Genomic DNA, 13,497 nt, shown 5'->3' on the forward strand with positions numbered 1-13,497 from the left:
ATGCACAGCGCGACGTGCTCGATATGGTCGCGTGAAATGAAGCTAAAGGTCTCCGGTGAAACCGGGACGATTCACACTGAGTGGCGCGCGCGTCTTCTCGGCTGCCTTTGCAAGAGGCGTGTGCGTGTTAGGAACGCGGCTCACCACTTCAAATTCGGTATTCACGCGCTGGAGCAACGCGTGAATACTACGGCGGTCGATCGCCTTGCCAATTTTGCTTTTCAGGACGTTGTGATCCTGAACCCGAACGAGAAGCTTCAGCGCGATCAATGCGGCAACCATCGGGCGAGATGCATTAAGGAGCGACGGCACTTGCGAGACCGGCACTGCGTGCTTTGCTGCCTCCACCAATTGCGCGATTTCAGGATAGCTTACAATCAGACTACCGTCGATCTTCCCGTCCGCAGTAGTCGGCAGCGCGCCCGCCACCTGCAGGACGTTTTTTAAAGTCTCGGGATGCATAAGCGATGATTTCGCGATCGCTGCCACGGAGCTGATTTTCGGTTGCGCCACACATTCCCCGAGAAGCTTTTGACCAATTTTCAAGGGCGTAGTTTCAATGATAAACTCACGCAGAACAGACCGGATCGGGCCGGGGTCGCTGGCCGTGCGGTTCGCGGAAAGCCAACGGTAAAGCATCCCGAATACGCCACCCCGGCTTTGCCAAGTGCGCTCCTTGCCCTTTGCTGCCTCCTGCAACTCGCTGAACGCCTGCCGCAGGCCCTCCTCCCCCGCGCAGACATAGGGCCAGCCATGTCGGGCGGCGCTGACCCAGTCCAGCAAATCCAGATCTGCCGACTTTGCCTTTGTGCCAAACGCCAAAACGGCCCCGAGCATCTCCGTTGCCCGTGTTGCCTGCTCAATTGATTGCCCGTCCAACCACGCGGGACCGCCCTGCCCTTGCAGCCGTGCCAGCACATAGAGTTGCAGTTCGGCGGGTCTCTCAGAGCGTGCTTGCTCAGCCAAACTCAGAAGCTGATCGCGCGTCTCCGGCACCAGGACCGGCAACTCATGCAAGAAATCATCCCAGCCTCCGAGACGACGTTCGATGAGCCCAAGTTCGTGATGCGGGCAGACGCGAACGGGCTGCAGCCTCCAGCTCAACCGATGCGCGCGTGCGACGGCACTGCGCGCGTGCCCGCCATCCTCCTCGGCCAAACACGCGGGGCAAAAACGTGTATTTACCCCGGTGGTGAACTCGGTGCTGAAAGTCTCGCCGCGCAATCGATATTGGCGCGGGGCGAGACGCATAATCGCATTGTGACGAACCAGCCCGAGCTCTTGACCGACTTTGCCACACAGGCGCTCAAGCGTCGCATCATCGCCCGCAGCAAGGTCTTGTGGTGAGATTTCCAGATCGTTCAGGAATGGCACCAACCGCCCTCCCGTATGGAAAGCGCCAAGGCGGGTAGCCCAGGACAGAACGGTTTCGTCGACCCGAAACGGCAGATAGGGCTGAAGCTGCATCACGATTTCCTCCGTTTCTTCCGGCGTGTTGGGGATGGGCTATCCTCGTCCTGCTTCAGGTCCGGCTTGATGTTCCACCAATCCTCGACGAAGAACACGTTGCGCTCCGGCAGCGCGCCCTCATGCATCGCGTAAGCCTGCGCAAAATGGTCGATGTCCAACCGATCGTCGCCGTTCATCAGGGCGCATTCGATTGCATTCACGACGTTCTCCACAGTCCGACCAAAGCGATAGCGGGCCGCATGGGTAAGGCGGCCGACGAGATCCCTTTCGATGGGCGGTGCAAGCCCGGAACGCTGACAGTAGGTTTCGATCAGCCCACTAATCTGGTCGCGCTCCACATCCGGATCGACAGGCGGCAAAATGAGACTGGTGAACCTGCGTTGGACTTGCGGATCAGAGCGCACGACCTCGGCCAGTGCCGCAGTCCCCGACAAGATCACGATGACGGCCGAGTCGCCTTGCATCAACGATTTCAGGGCACGCAGGATCAGGTTTCTGTCTGCACAGAACAGGTCATGTGCCTCGTCGATCCAGATCGCCACGATACCGAACATGGAGATCCGCTCACGCAGAAGCTCCATCATTGACCAGACTTCCCGACTCCTTGAGACATCAGGATAACCGCTGTCCTTGAGCAACTCGCGCGTCATGCTCTTGAGGGTCGCTGGACTGGGCACCGCAGCGTCCAGATAACGCTTCTGCCCATCCGGTCCCGCTTGAAGGGCGGCGCAGTGATCCAGGCCACGCCGGACGAGCGTGGATTTGCCACCACCCGGATCGTCGACGACCATGATGCCCCGCGTCTCGCCCGTCGAGGTGAACCGCAAAGCGGACGGCAAAGGATTGCCGTCCGCGTCATGCGCCAGAAGTCGGTGGAGTTGGGACGCGAATTCCGCGTCCCGAGGGGTGGTCACGTGCAGCCCACGCAGGTCTTCGAGGATCCGCATCACCTTGCCCATATCACTCATGGCTCAGTCCTCCACGTTCCAGTCGGTGGATTTCCCCTTGCGTTTGCGCTTGGATGTCGCGGCCGTCTCTTCCTTTTCCGGGGACAGAATGGACGTGCCGGGCTTGCCATCGGCGGCAGGCGCCACATCGTTCGGCGTGCGCGTCGACTCCTTGAAACCCACGAAGAGGCGCTTCTCGATCTGAGCGAGTTTCTCCTCGTTCCAGTCTTCCACGAGGAGGCCTGCCAACGCCACGGCCTCGGCATTGCGAGCATCAATGGCTTTGATCGCTGCGAAGATCGTATCGTGATCAAACTCCTTGCGCCGCGGATGAACGCTCTTCAGATGCCGTGCGGCAATCATCCAAGTTTGGGCCGCCACCCCGTGAAACCGCGGATCAAGCGCGGGCACTTCGATCCATCTCTTGTCGTCAATCCAAACGAGGATTGCCCCGATATCGCGCGGGTGCCATGCGACATCGAGTTCGGCTTCCCCATTGCGGTTCATCCAAACCGCCAGTTCCTCCGAATGATAGCGAAGGCCCATTACGGTGATGCCGGTCTTGTCGAGTTTGCGCGAAAGGCGCTCCCCGAAGATCAAGCGGAACTCACGATTGCAGGGTGACGGCGCAACACCATATTGCCGCGTCAGACGACGCCAGCAATCTAGCGGCGTTTCTCCGTCCAGTCCTTCATGCGGTTGATTGTGGTAGATATCCACAATCCAACGAACCATCGCGAAGGCGAAGTCGTCAAACGTAAGGGCCGCGCGGGCTTTCGGATCGGAATTGCCCTTTTCGGTGATGCTCGAAAAGGTGTGACCCGTCAGACGACGTAAAAGCGTCACGGAGATCGTGCGGAACAGGCGCTCAATCCGGGCACGCATTTCTGGGGTGCCCGGCTGAGTGAATTCATGCCCACAACCGAGATCCGCGCATGCGTGGCGGAAGGTTTCGGAAATGAAAGCGGTCCCATTGTCGGTGACGACCAGTTCCGGGCGGCCATACATACACCACGAGCCGAGCGCCCCCACTGCATCCGACCACTTCCCTTTGTCCGACACAACCATCTGCAAGACCTGTTTCGCCGCAGATCCTTTGGCGTCTCGGCTGATCGTCATACCAACGATGCAACGTGTCGTCGCACAGATGGCCACAGTGATCATCCAGCGCGCCTTTTTGCCGTCCAGCCCGAGTTCTTTTAGCTCTTCCGGAGTTAGCAGCGCGTCCAGCCCTGTCGAGGACATCAGTGTGATGGCATCGACGCGGAATTCGTCAATCTCGACACGTTCAAGTGGGCGGGTGAGGACTAGGCCGTTCCCGACTGGCGCGTATTTCTTGCGCGCGTAATCAATGCCGTGCCGTGCGACAGCGACCTGATAGGGATCCAGTGATCGGATTGCCGAACGAACTGTTGTGCGACTTGGAACGCGAAGCTCCACTTCGTTATTGGCGACGCGCCTCATGTTCTCCGCTTCAAATGCGCGAGTAACATCTTCAACGATCTTGGTTTCTGTCGGCTTACGGTCGGCACCAACGTCGCGAAAGGGCTGGCTGCCTGTGTAAACTATCATTTTTTTGAGCTGCCCCGAACCTCTCGCCAAGTTTCGCTCGAATGACCGCTTTGCGAGAGAGGAAGCTACGAGCCGATCTTCCGATCCGGACCCGACGCGCCTTCGCGCCCCGCTCGACGACTGTCTGTCGTCAAATAGTTTGAGACAGATGGCGTTATGACTTTGCGGAGTTGTCGCTCATTTGGGTTCATTTGAGCAGCGGAATTCGCGTGCTGTAAGAGCCGTAACGTCATGGTCCTCCCTTTTGTCTTCTCTCGCTCAATCCGCGGTTGTTGGATCTATCGCGGTTTGATGCCGCTCCTTTGGTCGCGCGCTGGAGGCCGTTTGCGCGCTCAAGCTGCCTTAGAAAAGCCTTCAGGACGGAAACGAACCATGGCTTCAGGGCCGCGTGGGTCCAGATCGTAAAGCGATGGTCGCGCGGCCAGATAGGCGCGCCAACTTCGCTCGGGGTATGTGCTGATCCGAATGCCATGCTGAGCATGCATTTTCGGGGAGAGTTCAGCGATGCGCATTCCGGCGCCATTCTTGCTGTGCGTCGCAATCATGGCACGGATCTGCAGATCAAGCGCCGTGGCAATCGCAGCAGATTTTGGCACAAGACGCACAGGTTGCGTTTTGCCGATTTCTACAAACTCACTGCAACTGGCTCGAAAGGCGCTCGGCGCTTTTGCTTCACCAATCCCGATGACCTTCGCCCCGTGTTCGCGCAATCTGGTTGCGAGGTGGGTGAAATCACCGTCGGAACTCGCGATGACGAAACAGCACGTATGCTTGGATAGGAGCAATTCCATCGCGTCCAGTGCCAGCAGAATATCTGAGGCGTTCTTACCCGTTCCCGCATGCAACATTCTGTAGCCAAGAGCGCCATGCCAGTCAGAGGGACGCTGCGCATCTGCATAGACCCGAACCACGGCAGGCTCACCATGTTTGGCAGCGACGGAAAGAATTTGTTCAGCGTGCTTGCCGCTAATGTTATCTCCATCGACAAGCACGGAAACAGACTGCGCCATCGAAATCTCCAAACGAATTGTTTATTGGGATATTGTCGAAGAAATGCGCCCAAAATTTGGCATCGTCAGAGGAGCGCGCGGCATGGCAATCACTTTTGATGCATGGCCGCCTCGCGATCGGCCCATTGCGGCCATTCACTTGACTATCGTACCGCTGCGGCCTGTCGAAAGAGACTTTCGCTGCAGTGCTGCAATCTTGGAGTCGGCGATCTTACAGCCTGCGGGACTGAGCGGACTTTCCAAACACGACAGACCAGCGGCGGGCTAGCTTAGGATGACGCCGCTCAGAGGCGGGTCAGAATTACACCTGACACGATCAGAACGGTGGCGAATATTTTGCCCCTGTCCATCCGTTCCCCGAACAGCAACCAGCCAAGAATAACCGCGAACAGAATAGAGGTTTCGCGCAGGGCCGCGACAAGTGCCAAGGGCGCAACTGTCATGGCCCAGACCACGATCGCATAGGCGGCAAAACTGGCCGCCCCCGCGACAAGCCCGAGAATCCATTCCTTGCGGCCAGCCCGGATGACCGAAACGCCCCGCAGGGCGATGGCCGCAGGCATGTAAAAGCACGCCGACAGGATCATCAACCAGCCCACGTATTGCACAGGGTCGCCCGATACGCGCGCGCCAAGACCATCCGTCAGCGTATAGCCGGCGGTGGCGAGCGCGGACCCAAACGCGAAAGGCAGCAAACGGCGCGACTCCCTGTTCGTGAAAGCCCCCCACGCCATGAACGCGATGCCGAGGCCAAGCACCAGCACGCCTATATATTCTATCGCTTCCATGGGATCGGACAGGAACAGGATGCTGACGAGCGCCACCATCATTGGCGCAGACCCCCGCGCGATCGGGTAAACCCGGCTGAGGTCCCCCCTTTCGTAGGCGTAGGCAAGGAGAAGCTGGTAGGCCATTTGGATTAAGCCCGACGCTAGGAGCCAGGGCCAGACTTGGGGCTCGGGAAACGGCTTGCCGAGGGCCACCACGATACCAATCAGGGTCTGTGCGACGGACAGAACGAACATAGTGCTCTGTTTCGACAGGCCCTTTTTGACAATAGCGTTCCAGCCCGCATGAAGCAGGGCCGCGCCGATCACAGCTAAGAACACCCCTAAAGTCATGCCAGTGCCTGAAAGAAGTTTCGATGTGTCGACCTGACACGTTTGTGATGTTCAGGAAAAGCGCCTTTTTAAGGTCGGCTCGAAAACGTCGCATTGAATGGCGAATGGCCCTAACGGCTAGATGCAGCGCGGCAGAGAAATCTCCGAATCGGACTTAGAGCCGACAATCTCCGCGCCGCAGCGCAACTGCGGATTGAGGGCTAAGCCTCCCGTCGTTCAAGGCCCAATCCCGACTTTCATCGAAGCATCGCGATGCAGCGGTGCAACTCGTCGAACCGGTCATTCGTTGCCGCACGAAACCGGGGCCGGCACATGCCCTACTCACCTGAGAGCGCGAAGACAATCAAGGCCCCGCATCATTAGAGATGGTTTTCCCAACTGCGCGATGGCGACCAACTTAGGCAAGCCGTTTTCCGAAAGCACGGAGCGAGTGTCTGGCGCTGAATTGCGGTCTTGGTGGGGTGCGGATCCTGCGCAAATAGGCTGGTCAGTGTGGTGCACTTTACGCAACGACAATCATCCGCTTGCAACAAATCATCATTCGAATTGTAACCGATCGCCGTGTGAGAAGTCTTTAAAGTAACGGGCCAAAACGGCCTGTCACGGTCAAGACACTGACCGTAGGACACTTTAGATCAAGGAGACTATCATGAAACGTATCGTTGCAACTTCCGCCGTTCTGGCACTGTTCGCAGGTGCCGCATTCGCTGCCGGTTCGCAAACGAACGAGCGCCCCGGTGCCCCGCCGACCGCCGTCGTTTCCGAGCATAAGATCCAGGTCAAAGCCGGTGATCTTTACTTTAACAAAGAGAGGGTGCGTATGGGCCTTGAGGCGGGTGATATTGTGGATGTGACCCATTTTCCTGAGACGGGCCTCGTCGACCCTCCGAGCCGCGAAGGTTGATCCGTTTTGCAATCGACAGATACCGGGCGGCTGCAACATGCGGGCGCCCGGCAACTTTTATACAGATCGAGAATCGGGCGGGGCGCATTTGTCCAGAGGCTCGATCAAGCGACTGATTTTGGGCCGGGACTGGGGCGATCAATTGACGGAACGCCTCCCGATGGATGAGCACAAATTTCCGACAGATCTAGACAAGAAGACACGCCCCGAGGTCGCTCCGTAAGGGTGTGGTATTTTCGTCAGGTAGACGGTGCGAGTTCGTCCCATTGCAGTAAATGCGGATCAAACGCCTCCACCAGATAGGGCTTAATCACCTGAAAATAGGGCGAGAGGTCAAAGTCGCGCGGCACAAACAGCGAGTGGTGGCGAATGTGCAGTAGCTCGCTCTGCTCCGTATCCACCGCGCGCCCTGTCTCTGGAATGCGCGTTTCTGGCAAGATCGGATAGCGAACCGACTGGAATGCTTGAGCGATCAGCGATGAACAGATCGCGCGCGTTGGATCGCCCGATCCAATGGCCAGCATCCGCCTGCGCCATCGGACAGGCACCGGCGGGGTTGGGAAAAAATAACGCAGGAGATCGAAAATGTCGCGCAAGTCATAGCGCAGTCCAATCCGGTCTTTCATAAAGCCGATAATCTGCTGGCATTCCTTGGCAGTCAGCCCAACGGGGCGGCAGATGCGGGTGTTGTAGCTTGCGTATTTGCCAAGCGGCGCCGAGACGCAGCCTTCGCCCAAATTCACCTCGATCAGCCGATGCGGCTCTGTGGCGTCATCGGGCGCGGGTAGCGCGTCGCCGACATACATCGCAGCATGAGACCAAGTGGATTGGGTGAGGTATTTGATCGCGTTAGAAACGCGTTCACGCCCTTCGATCAGCACCACATCGCCGGGTCGAAGCACACGGCAAAGCGTGTCAAAATCGGACGGGGTAAAGGGCATATAGCCCGAGCTTGGCCGATTGAGCTTGCCCGCCAAGCGTCGACCGATCCGGTCGAGAAACGTATCGCAGCTTCGGGTGATCCAATTGTCCATCGGCTTCTCCGTGCGAAATACGGCCCGACCAAGGCGGGGTCGGGCCCATGCGTTCGGTTACGAATGTTGCAAACGCGGTGTGGCCAGTATCTGGAATGTGGCTCCAAGGACGAGGCCAAAGATGATGTGCAGCACCAGCGTCATTACGGGCGCCATCATGCCCAACGCCAGTCCAAACAGACCCGCACCCGCCATCGGCAGGACGAACAGCATCATCGCAAGCCAAGCGGCCACGCCAAAGACGATGCCTTTGATTGGCGCGGAGCCGCCCGGAATCTGGTCGTAAAACAGCGCAAATGCACCGCCCCAAGCCAGCGTTCCGATCATGAAATGCGCGAGCCATCCAAAGGCAATCGGCGCCCCCATCATCGCGCTGAGCATGGTAACAACATCAAGCTGCGGCATCAGCCCCATCATCGCCTTGACGAGCATCATCGCCGACAAAACGACAGTCCCTATGAACCCGGCAACGAGGCCGGCTGGTAATTTTTGCATGACATCTATCCTTATCTAGAGGACGTCAGTCCTCTGGTTGCTGTGTGTCGTGCAGCCGGGAAAGGATTGTATCGATCTCTGCGTCATCGCCACCTTCGGGTGCCGCGCTGTCTGATACAGGCGTGGATTCGGTCAGATCGCGGGTCGTTCGCATCTGGCCGACAAACCGTTCACAACCGCGACACATCGCGAGATGCAGTCGCATTTGAATGGTCTGCCACGGGTTTAATTTCCCGTCGATCAAGTCGCTGGCACGCTCAGAGACGTCTTTGCAAGTAATCATCCGACGATGCCCTTTCCATTGGCTCACAGTCATTAGACAACCAAAGCCACGCAGTGTTACAGATTTCAGATTGCTTTTCTTCCAGCGACATTCAACCCCCGCTAAAGTAAACCATCAAGTGCCGCCCTTACGGCCAGCCGAGCACGATGGAGCAGCACCCGCATGTTGGCCTCGGAAATATCGAGAATTGAACAAACCTCGGCTGCGTCCAACCCCTGTTGCGCGCGCAGCTCGATCACGGCGCGTTGGCCCGACGGCAGCGCCTCAATCGCGGCACTCACATGCGCCATCACGCTGCGCCCGGCAACGATACGCTCTGGCGTTACCTCTTCCCAAAGGTCAGGTTGATCCTTCCAGCGCCCGCGCCCGTCAAATGCGGCGGCAAGGCTGTTGTCATCGCCACCGTCATCAAACGAGACCGAGCGTCCATCACGCTTCGCCCGAGTGCGCGCCTTATTCAGAACAATGGTATAGATCCAGCCAGCCAAGCTAGAGCGCCCCTGAAAACCTCCGATGTTCTTGAGAACCGCCACCCAAGCATCCTGAACCACTTCTTCCGCTGTCGCGCGGTTTTTGCAGATGCCGGCGCAGACGCGGATCAAAGAGGCATTGTGCTTGCGAAACACATGCTCAAAAGCCGCGCGATCGCCCGCCATGAGCAAGCGCACAAGAGTGTCCTCATTTGAAAAATCGGTTTGCATGCGATCCCTTTGTTCTCGCCACGGCGGTGGCTTCAATTTCCCAGCACAACCGGACTCGTTTGTCCAAGCCGTGGGCGTTGATGTGAGCGGCGCGACCCTGCGCAGCATTTGACGCCATCAGTCGCGCGCTGCCGCACTTTCGCAGGCAACGGGTTGCAGGCCGACGATCAGACCAAGGCGGATCACGCCGCTCAGCAACGCGGATACGTCCTGATCGGGCGCGGTGCGCAGCGCGGCCTCGGCGGCCCTTGACAGGCTATGTCCTGCGCCGAGACTAAGCAGAAATTGTGCGGGGCCCTCGGGCAGCAAGCGCAGATCGACCCTCGCTTCGGGGCGCGCAATCAGCACGGTCTCGCCCCCTGCGGCAAGGTTAATTGGGTCAGGCGTTCCGGCGGCGTTGTTCGTGTGCCAGATCGTGCCCACCGGATAATCCGAGGTCACGATGCGGCATGACGGATGCAGCACCATGCTCATCTCGAGCAGCGTTTCGGGGGCCGTCGCCACCATCGCCTCGACCGTGAGAGCCGTCGCCTCGGGGGCGTGATACGAGGCCAGATAAGCCCGTTCGACCCGCGCTACGTCACCGATATAGGGAAGATCCGCCAGTGGCGCAAAGCCATCAAGAAAATCAGCAAAACCTGCGCCATAGCGCAGCATGACAGGGCTGTCGGGCGAATTGTCCGTGACAAAAACTCGGGCCGTGGCGCGAAAAAAGGCCTCTCCCACCAAACGCTGCACAATCGGATAGGCCTCGGCCAGCGCGTCGATCAAGCTCGAGACCACATTGTTGCGATAGACGGCAAAGCGACGCGCACTCGGGCGACCATCGGGACCCACGAGCCCCTCGGGCACAGCGCGCTCTGGGTCCAGCAGCGCAGCACCGAAATCGGCTTGACGTTCAAAGAGCGACGGCATGCTCGACCCCCTCATTGCAAGTTGCGTCCATTACAGCGTCTGCGCGGCGCGCCTCGGCCAGAAGCGTGGGCCAAGTCGGCACATCGGCATCCCACTCGATCAGCGTCGGCAACGGGCCGGTCAGCGACAGCGTGTAGGCGTAGAGATCCCAGACATCGTGATCCACCGGGCGGTCATGGCTGTCGATCAGCAGCGGTTGCCCGGCCTCATCCATCTCGGGGGCGAACCCAGCGAGGTGAAGTTCGCGGACCTGCGATAGCGGATAACGCGCAATATAATCGCGCGGAAACCAGTTCTGATTGGCCGCAGACACATGCACGTTATTGACGTCAAGCAGCAACCCGCACCCGCTACGCCGGGCAATTTCAGCGATGAAATCGACCTCTTCCCAAGTGCTTTCGCTGAACGCCAGATAAGTCGAGGGATTTTCGAGCAACATCTGCCGCCCAAGCACCGATTGAACCTGATCGATATGGTCACAGATCCGGTTCAAGGTTTCGTTGGTGTAAGGCACCGGAAGAAGATCATTGAAAAAGCCTGCATCGTGAGACGACCATGCGAGATGTTCGGAAAACAGATCGGGCTGATACCGGGCCACTAGCGCCGCAAGCCGGTCGAGGTGATCGCGGTCCAGCGGCCGATCCGCACCAATCGACAATCCCACCCCATGTAGCGACAGGGGATACTCGGCGCGGATTGCCTCCAGATAGCGGTGCGGCGGGCCGCCTGCGCCCATGTAATTCTCGGCGTGAACCTCGAAAAAACCGACCTGGGGGCAGGTCTCGAGAATCTCTTGGTAATGCTGGGGTTTCAGACCGACGCCCGCGCGGGGCGGGATCGTGCCGGGGAGGTCGTGCGAGGCTGTGCGGGTCATTGAACATCTCCTTCAACAGTCGAATGGGCAAGTTTCAAGCGGGTTTTGAGAGTTGAACGGAACGTCTCGCCATCTCTTGCCCGGCAGTTCCAAGTCGCCCTCGCGGAGCAAATGTTACATCGCGCGTGTAATTTTTGCTTCGCTGCGTGCGCCGCGCGCTCTCGGGATCGTCGCTGTTTGGTCCAAGGTCACGAAGGCGTGATTTCTGTAACGCCTAGGCTCCTGCGCAGTCGACCATCGGAAGGCATGACGCTTTCACACCAACAGGAGGACTGAGAGAAATGACCATTCACAAACAAAGCTTGATGATCGCCGCAGCCCTGAGCACCGGGCTTGCCGCTCATTTCGCCACACCCGCCGCCGCAGCCGGACAAGAGCAATGCTTCGGCGTCGCGCTTGCAGGCCAGAACGATTGTGCCGCCGGGCCCGGCACAACTTGCGCGGGCACTTCGAAGGTCGATTATCAGGGCAACTCATTCAAGCTTGTTCCAGCAGGCACCTGCACGACGATCGAACTGCCCGGTGACCGGATGGGCTCTTTGAGCGCCCTCGGGCGCGACCTGCCGAAAAGCTGAACTGGTTGGGTGCGCCTTCCATCACCGGGCGCATCCGCTCTCTATATTCCATCGCGAAAGGATAGCCGATGTTAACCCTCGCCCTGAGCACCATTTTCAACCCAAGGGGTAGCACTCAAAGTTTTGGTGCCAGCGCCATGTCGCTGATTGCGCGGCTGTTGTTTGCCTCGATCCTGCTGCGGTTTTTTCTGAACTCTTTTCTCACGAAGATCGACGGGTTCGGCCTCTCGGCTGGGGCCTACATTCAGGTTCTGCCGCGCCAGATGGAGGCCGCAGGATATGATCCTGCAACGCTGGCTTGGCCGCTTCATCTTGTCGTCCTAGCAGGAGCGCTTGCCGAACTGATATTGCCGCTACTCGTCATTTTCGGCCTCACCACGCGCCCCGCTGCGCTCGCTATGATGGGCTTTCTCGTGGTGATGTCGCTGACTGACGTCTTTGGCCATGGCTTGGATCGCGCGACAATTGGGGGGATGTTTGATCCCGATCCTTATGGCGTGATCTTCGATCAGCGGCTGCTTTGGGGGTTCTTACTGTTGATGCCGCTCTGGTTGGGCGGCGGCACGGTGTCGCTGGATGCGCTGATTTGGCCAAGGCTGCAAAGATGGCTGGGACAGTCTGCTATCTCCTCTTAAGCGGCCGATGAAACTGCCGGCCGTCAACGGCGGCGTAAAACTCAGCCATTCGTGGAGCGCGCACCTGCGACTGGCTTAGCGAGAGAAGTTATCGATCCGCGAGATTTCGCGCCGCACTGGTTTGTCGTGCAATACCATCGCGAAGCATTTGAATTGCGAGCACGAAAGACATTCATAGGCTAGCGGAATGAGGTCCATTGGCGCTTCCGTCATGCCTTTTCAGTGTCTAATTCCTAGACGTAGCGGTCTTTCAAAAACTGCGCAGCGAATGTCTTGTGTGGATGGCTCCTGCATAGCAAGACATATTCGATCAGATTTGTGCATTTGTCAGAAGCAGTCATGTGTCCGGCCTGTTTGCGCGGTTTTGACCGCTGGCCCTGATGGGTTCCGCTAACCAAGTTCCTTACAGCAATGCGGGTTTTTACGCCCGGGACATTCGGCGGAGTGTCTTGGTTTTGGCGGCAGACTTATGCACCATCATCTCGCGGGTCTTGCTAACTCGTTGTTCTTTCTCCTTTAGGAAGTGTGCGGTGTGTAGGGTTCGTTGCGGGTTAAGACTGCCCAAACGATCCGAGCTGTCTTGTTGGCCATTGCGACAGTTGCGACACGCGCGGGCTTTCGTTCCAGCAATGACGTCAGCCATTTGCTTGCCCGTTCTGGGTGGGACTTGGTTTGTCGGACAAGCGACGTCATACCGACGACGAGCAGTGATCGTATGTATTGGTCACCCATTTTTGTAATGCGCCCGAGCTTCTCTTTGCCACCGCTGGATTTGTTCGCTGGCGTCAGACCCAGCCATGCAGCAAATTCCCGTCCATTCCTGAACTGATGACCGTCACCAATGCTGGCGATGATCGCGGACGCCGTGACAGCGCCAACGCCTGTGAATCGCCCCGAGTTTGTCGGAGACCATCAACTTAAGTAAGGATGATGGTTATGACGAAAAGCAAAATGGCAAATC

Annotated in this window: 14 protein-coding genes and 2 pseudogenes; 3 read left to right on the top strand and 13 right to left on the bottom strand. The window is 58.3% G+C overall.

What is annotated here, in order from left to right; translation table 11 throughout:
• Positions 1-42 precede the first annotated feature (42 nt).
• From ACN0SD_RS19840 to ACN0SD_RS19865, 6 genes and pseudogenes are all read right to left on the bottom strand, one after another.
• Positions 43-1,017 (bottom strand): hypothetical protein, encoded by a 975-nt coding sequence (locus ACN0SD_RS19840; RefSeq protein WP_417809934.1) that lies wholly within the window; start codon positions 1,015-1,017, stop codon positions 43-45.
• 93 nt (positions 1,018-1,110) lie between these two features.
• Positions 1,111-1,467 (bottom strand): annotated as a pseudogene (locus tag ACN0SD_RS19845) (TniQ family protein); the annotation flags it as partial.
• Complete coding sequence (locus ACN0SD_RS19850; RefSeq protein ID WP_417809921.1) at positions 1,467-2,438, bottom strand: TniB family NTP-binding protein; 972 nt, start codon at positions 2,436-2,438, stop codon at positions 1,467-1,469. The gene ACN0SD_RS19850 and the pseudogene ACN0SD_RS19845, both read right to left, overlap by 1 nt.
• Positions 2,439-2,441: 3 nt before the next feature.
• On the bottom strand, positions 2,442-3,989 hold the full coding sequence (locus ACN0SD_RS19855) for a DDE-type integrase/transposase/recombinase (protein ID WP_417809922.1): 1,548 nt from the start codon (positions 3,987-3,989) through the stop codon (positions 2,442-2,444).
• Between the two features lie 332 nt (positions 3,990-4,321).
• Entirely contained in the window at positions 4,322-4,999 is a 678-nt protein-coding gene (locus tag ACN0SD_RS19860) for an NYN domain-containing protein (protein WP_417809923.1), read from the bottom strand.
• 284 nt (positions 5,000-5,283) lie between these two features.
• Positions 5,284-6,120, bottom strand: a complete 837-nt coding sequence (locus tag ACN0SD_RS19865; RefSeq protein ID WP_417809924.1) for an EamA family transporter — start codon at positions 6,118-6,120, stop codon at positions 5,284-5,286.
• A gap of 649 nt (positions 6,121-6,769) precedes the next feature.
• On the opposite strand from ACN0SD_RS19865, the gene ACN0SD_RS19870 reads away from it, so the two are divergent.
• Complete coding sequence (locus ACN0SD_RS19870) at positions 6,770-7,024, top strand: hypothetical protein (protein WP_417809925.1); 255 nt, start codon at positions 6,770-6,772, stop codon at positions 7,022-7,024.
• A gap of 239 nt (positions 7,025-7,263) precedes the next feature.
• Here the strand turns inward: ACN0SD_RS19870 and ACN0SD_RS19875 are convergent, their stop codons facing one another.
• The 6 genes from ACN0SD_RS19875 to ACN0SD_RS19900 form a co-directional block, all read right to left on the bottom strand.
• Complete coding sequence (locus ACN0SD_RS19875; protein WP_417809926.1) at positions 7,264-8,058, bottom strand: YiiX/YebB-like N1pC/P60 family cysteine hydrolase; 795 nt, start codon at positions 8,056-8,058, stop codon at positions 7,264-7,266.
• A 57-nt stretch (positions 8,059-8,115) separates the two neighbouring features.
• Positions 8,116-8,553 (bottom strand): DUF6789 family protein, encoded by a 438-nt coding sequence (locus ACN0SD_RS19880; protein ID WP_417809927.1) that lies wholly within the window; start codon positions 8,551-8,553, stop codon positions 8,116-8,118.
• Positions 8,554-8,578: 25 nt separating this feature from the next.
• Complete coding sequence (locus ACN0SD_RS19885) at positions 8,579-8,836, bottom strand: anti-sigma factor family protein (protein WP_417809928.1); 258 nt, start codon at positions 8,834-8,836, stop codon at positions 8,579-8,581.
• Between the two features lie 101 nt (positions 8,837-8,937).
• Positions 8,938-9,537: an RNA polymerase sigma factor gene (locus ACN0SD_RS19890; protein ID WP_417809929.1), complete on the bottom strand. Its 600-nt coding sequence runs from the start codon at positions 9,535-9,537 to the stop codon at positions 8,938-8,940.
• A 117-nt stretch (positions 9,538-9,654) separates the two neighbouring features.
• The gene (locus ACN0SD_RS19895) at positions 9,655-10,452 is read right to left on the bottom strand and encodes a DNA-binding domain-containing protein (RefSeq protein ID WP_417809930.1); all 798 of its coding nucleotides are present in this window, start codon (positions 10,450-10,452) and stop codon (positions 9,655-9,657) included.
• Entirely contained in the window at positions 10,436-11,326 is an 891-nt protein-coding gene (locus ACN0SD_RS19900) for a DUF692 domain-containing protein (protein ID WP_417809931.1), read from the bottom strand. The genes ACN0SD_RS19895 and ACN0SD_RS19900 overlap by 17 nt, the downstream gene beginning before the upstream one ends.
• A 281-nt stretch (positions 11,327-11,607) precedes the next feature.
• Between ACN0SD_RS19900 and ACN0SD_RS19905 the strand changes: the two genes are divergently transcribed.
• Positions 11,608-11,901, top strand: coding sequence for a DUF2282 domain-containing protein (locus tag ACN0SD_RS19905; RefSeq protein ID WP_417809932.1), 294 nt, complete (start codon positions 11,608-11,610; stop codon positions 11,899-11,901).
• A 68-nt stretch (positions 11,902-11,969) separates the two neighbouring features.
• A complete protein-coding gene (locus ACN0SD_RS19910) occupies positions 11,970-12,536 on the top strand; it encodes a DoxX family protein (RefSeq protein WP_417809933.1) in 567 nt (188 codons plus the stop codon).
• A gap of 516 nt (positions 12,537-13,052) precedes the next feature.
• Here ACN0SD_RS19910 and ACN0SD_RS19915 read toward each other — a convergent pair.
• Positions 13,053-13,418, bottom strand: a pseudogene (locus ACN0SD_RS19915) (transposase); the annotation flags it as partial.
• Positions 13,419-13,497 lie beyond the last annotated feature (79 nt).

The organism is Thioclava sp., from assembly GCF_048263065.1.
Taxonomy (GTDB): Bacteria; Pseudomonadota; Alphaproteobacteria; order Rhodobacterales; family Rhodobacteraceae; genus Thioclava.

Bases quoted from the DNA above. Each gene is read 5' to 3' on its own strand.
- ACN0SD_RS19900 (WP_417809931.1), bottom strand. From the start codon at position 11,326: ATGACCCGCACAGCCTCGCACGACCTCCCCGGCACGATCCCGCCCCGC.
- ACN0SD_RS19875 (WP_417809926.1), bottom strand. From the start codon at position 8,058: ATGGACAATTGGATCACCCGAAGCTGCGATACGTTTCTCGACCGGATC.
- ACN0SD_RS19895 (WP_417809930.1), bottom strand. From the start codon at position 10,452: ATGCCGTCGCTCTTTGAACGTCAAGCCGATTTCGGTGCTGCGCTGCTG.
- ACN0SD_RS19850 (WP_417809921.1), bottom strand. From the start codon at position 2,438: ATGAGTGATATGGGCAAGGTGATGCGGATCCTCGAAGACCTGCGTGGG.
- ACN0SD_RS19890 (WP_417809929.1), bottom strand. From the start codon at position 9,537: ATGCAAACCGATTTTTCAAATGAGGACACTCTTGTGCGCTTGCTCATG.
- ACN0SD_RS19855 (WP_417809922.1), bottom strand. From the start codon at position 3,989: ATGATAGTTTACACAGGCAGCCAGCCCTTTCGCGACGTTGGTGCCGAC.
- ACN0SD_RS19885 (WP_417809928.1), bottom strand. From the start codon at position 8,836: ATGATTACTTGCAAAGACGTCTCTGAGCGTGCCAGCGACTTGATCGAC.
- ACN0SD_RS19880 (WP_417809927.1), bottom strand. From the start codon at position 8,553: ATGCAAAAATTACCAGCCGGCCTCGTTGCCGGGTTCATAGGGACTGTC.
- ACN0SD_RS19860 (WP_417809923.1), bottom strand. From the start codon at position 4,999: ATGGCGCAGTCTGTTTCCGTGCTTGTCGATGGAGATAACATTAGCGGC.
- ACN0SD_RS19865 (WP_417809924.1), bottom strand. From the start codon at position 6,120: ATGACTTTAGGGGTGTTCTTAGCTGTGATCGGCGCGGCCCTGCTTCAT.
- ACN0SD_RS19905 (WP_417809932.1), top strand. From the start codon at position 11,608: ATGACCATTCACAAACAAAGCTTGATGATCGCCGCAGCCCTGAGCACC.
- ACN0SD_RS19870 (WP_417809925.1), top strand. From the start codon at position 6,770: ATGAAACGTATCGTTGCAACTTCCGCCGTTCTGGCACTGTTCGCAGGT.
- ACN0SD_RS19910 (WP_417809933.1), top strand. From the start codon at position 11,970: ATGTTAACCCTCGCCCTGAGCACCATTTTCAACCCAAGGGGTAGCACT.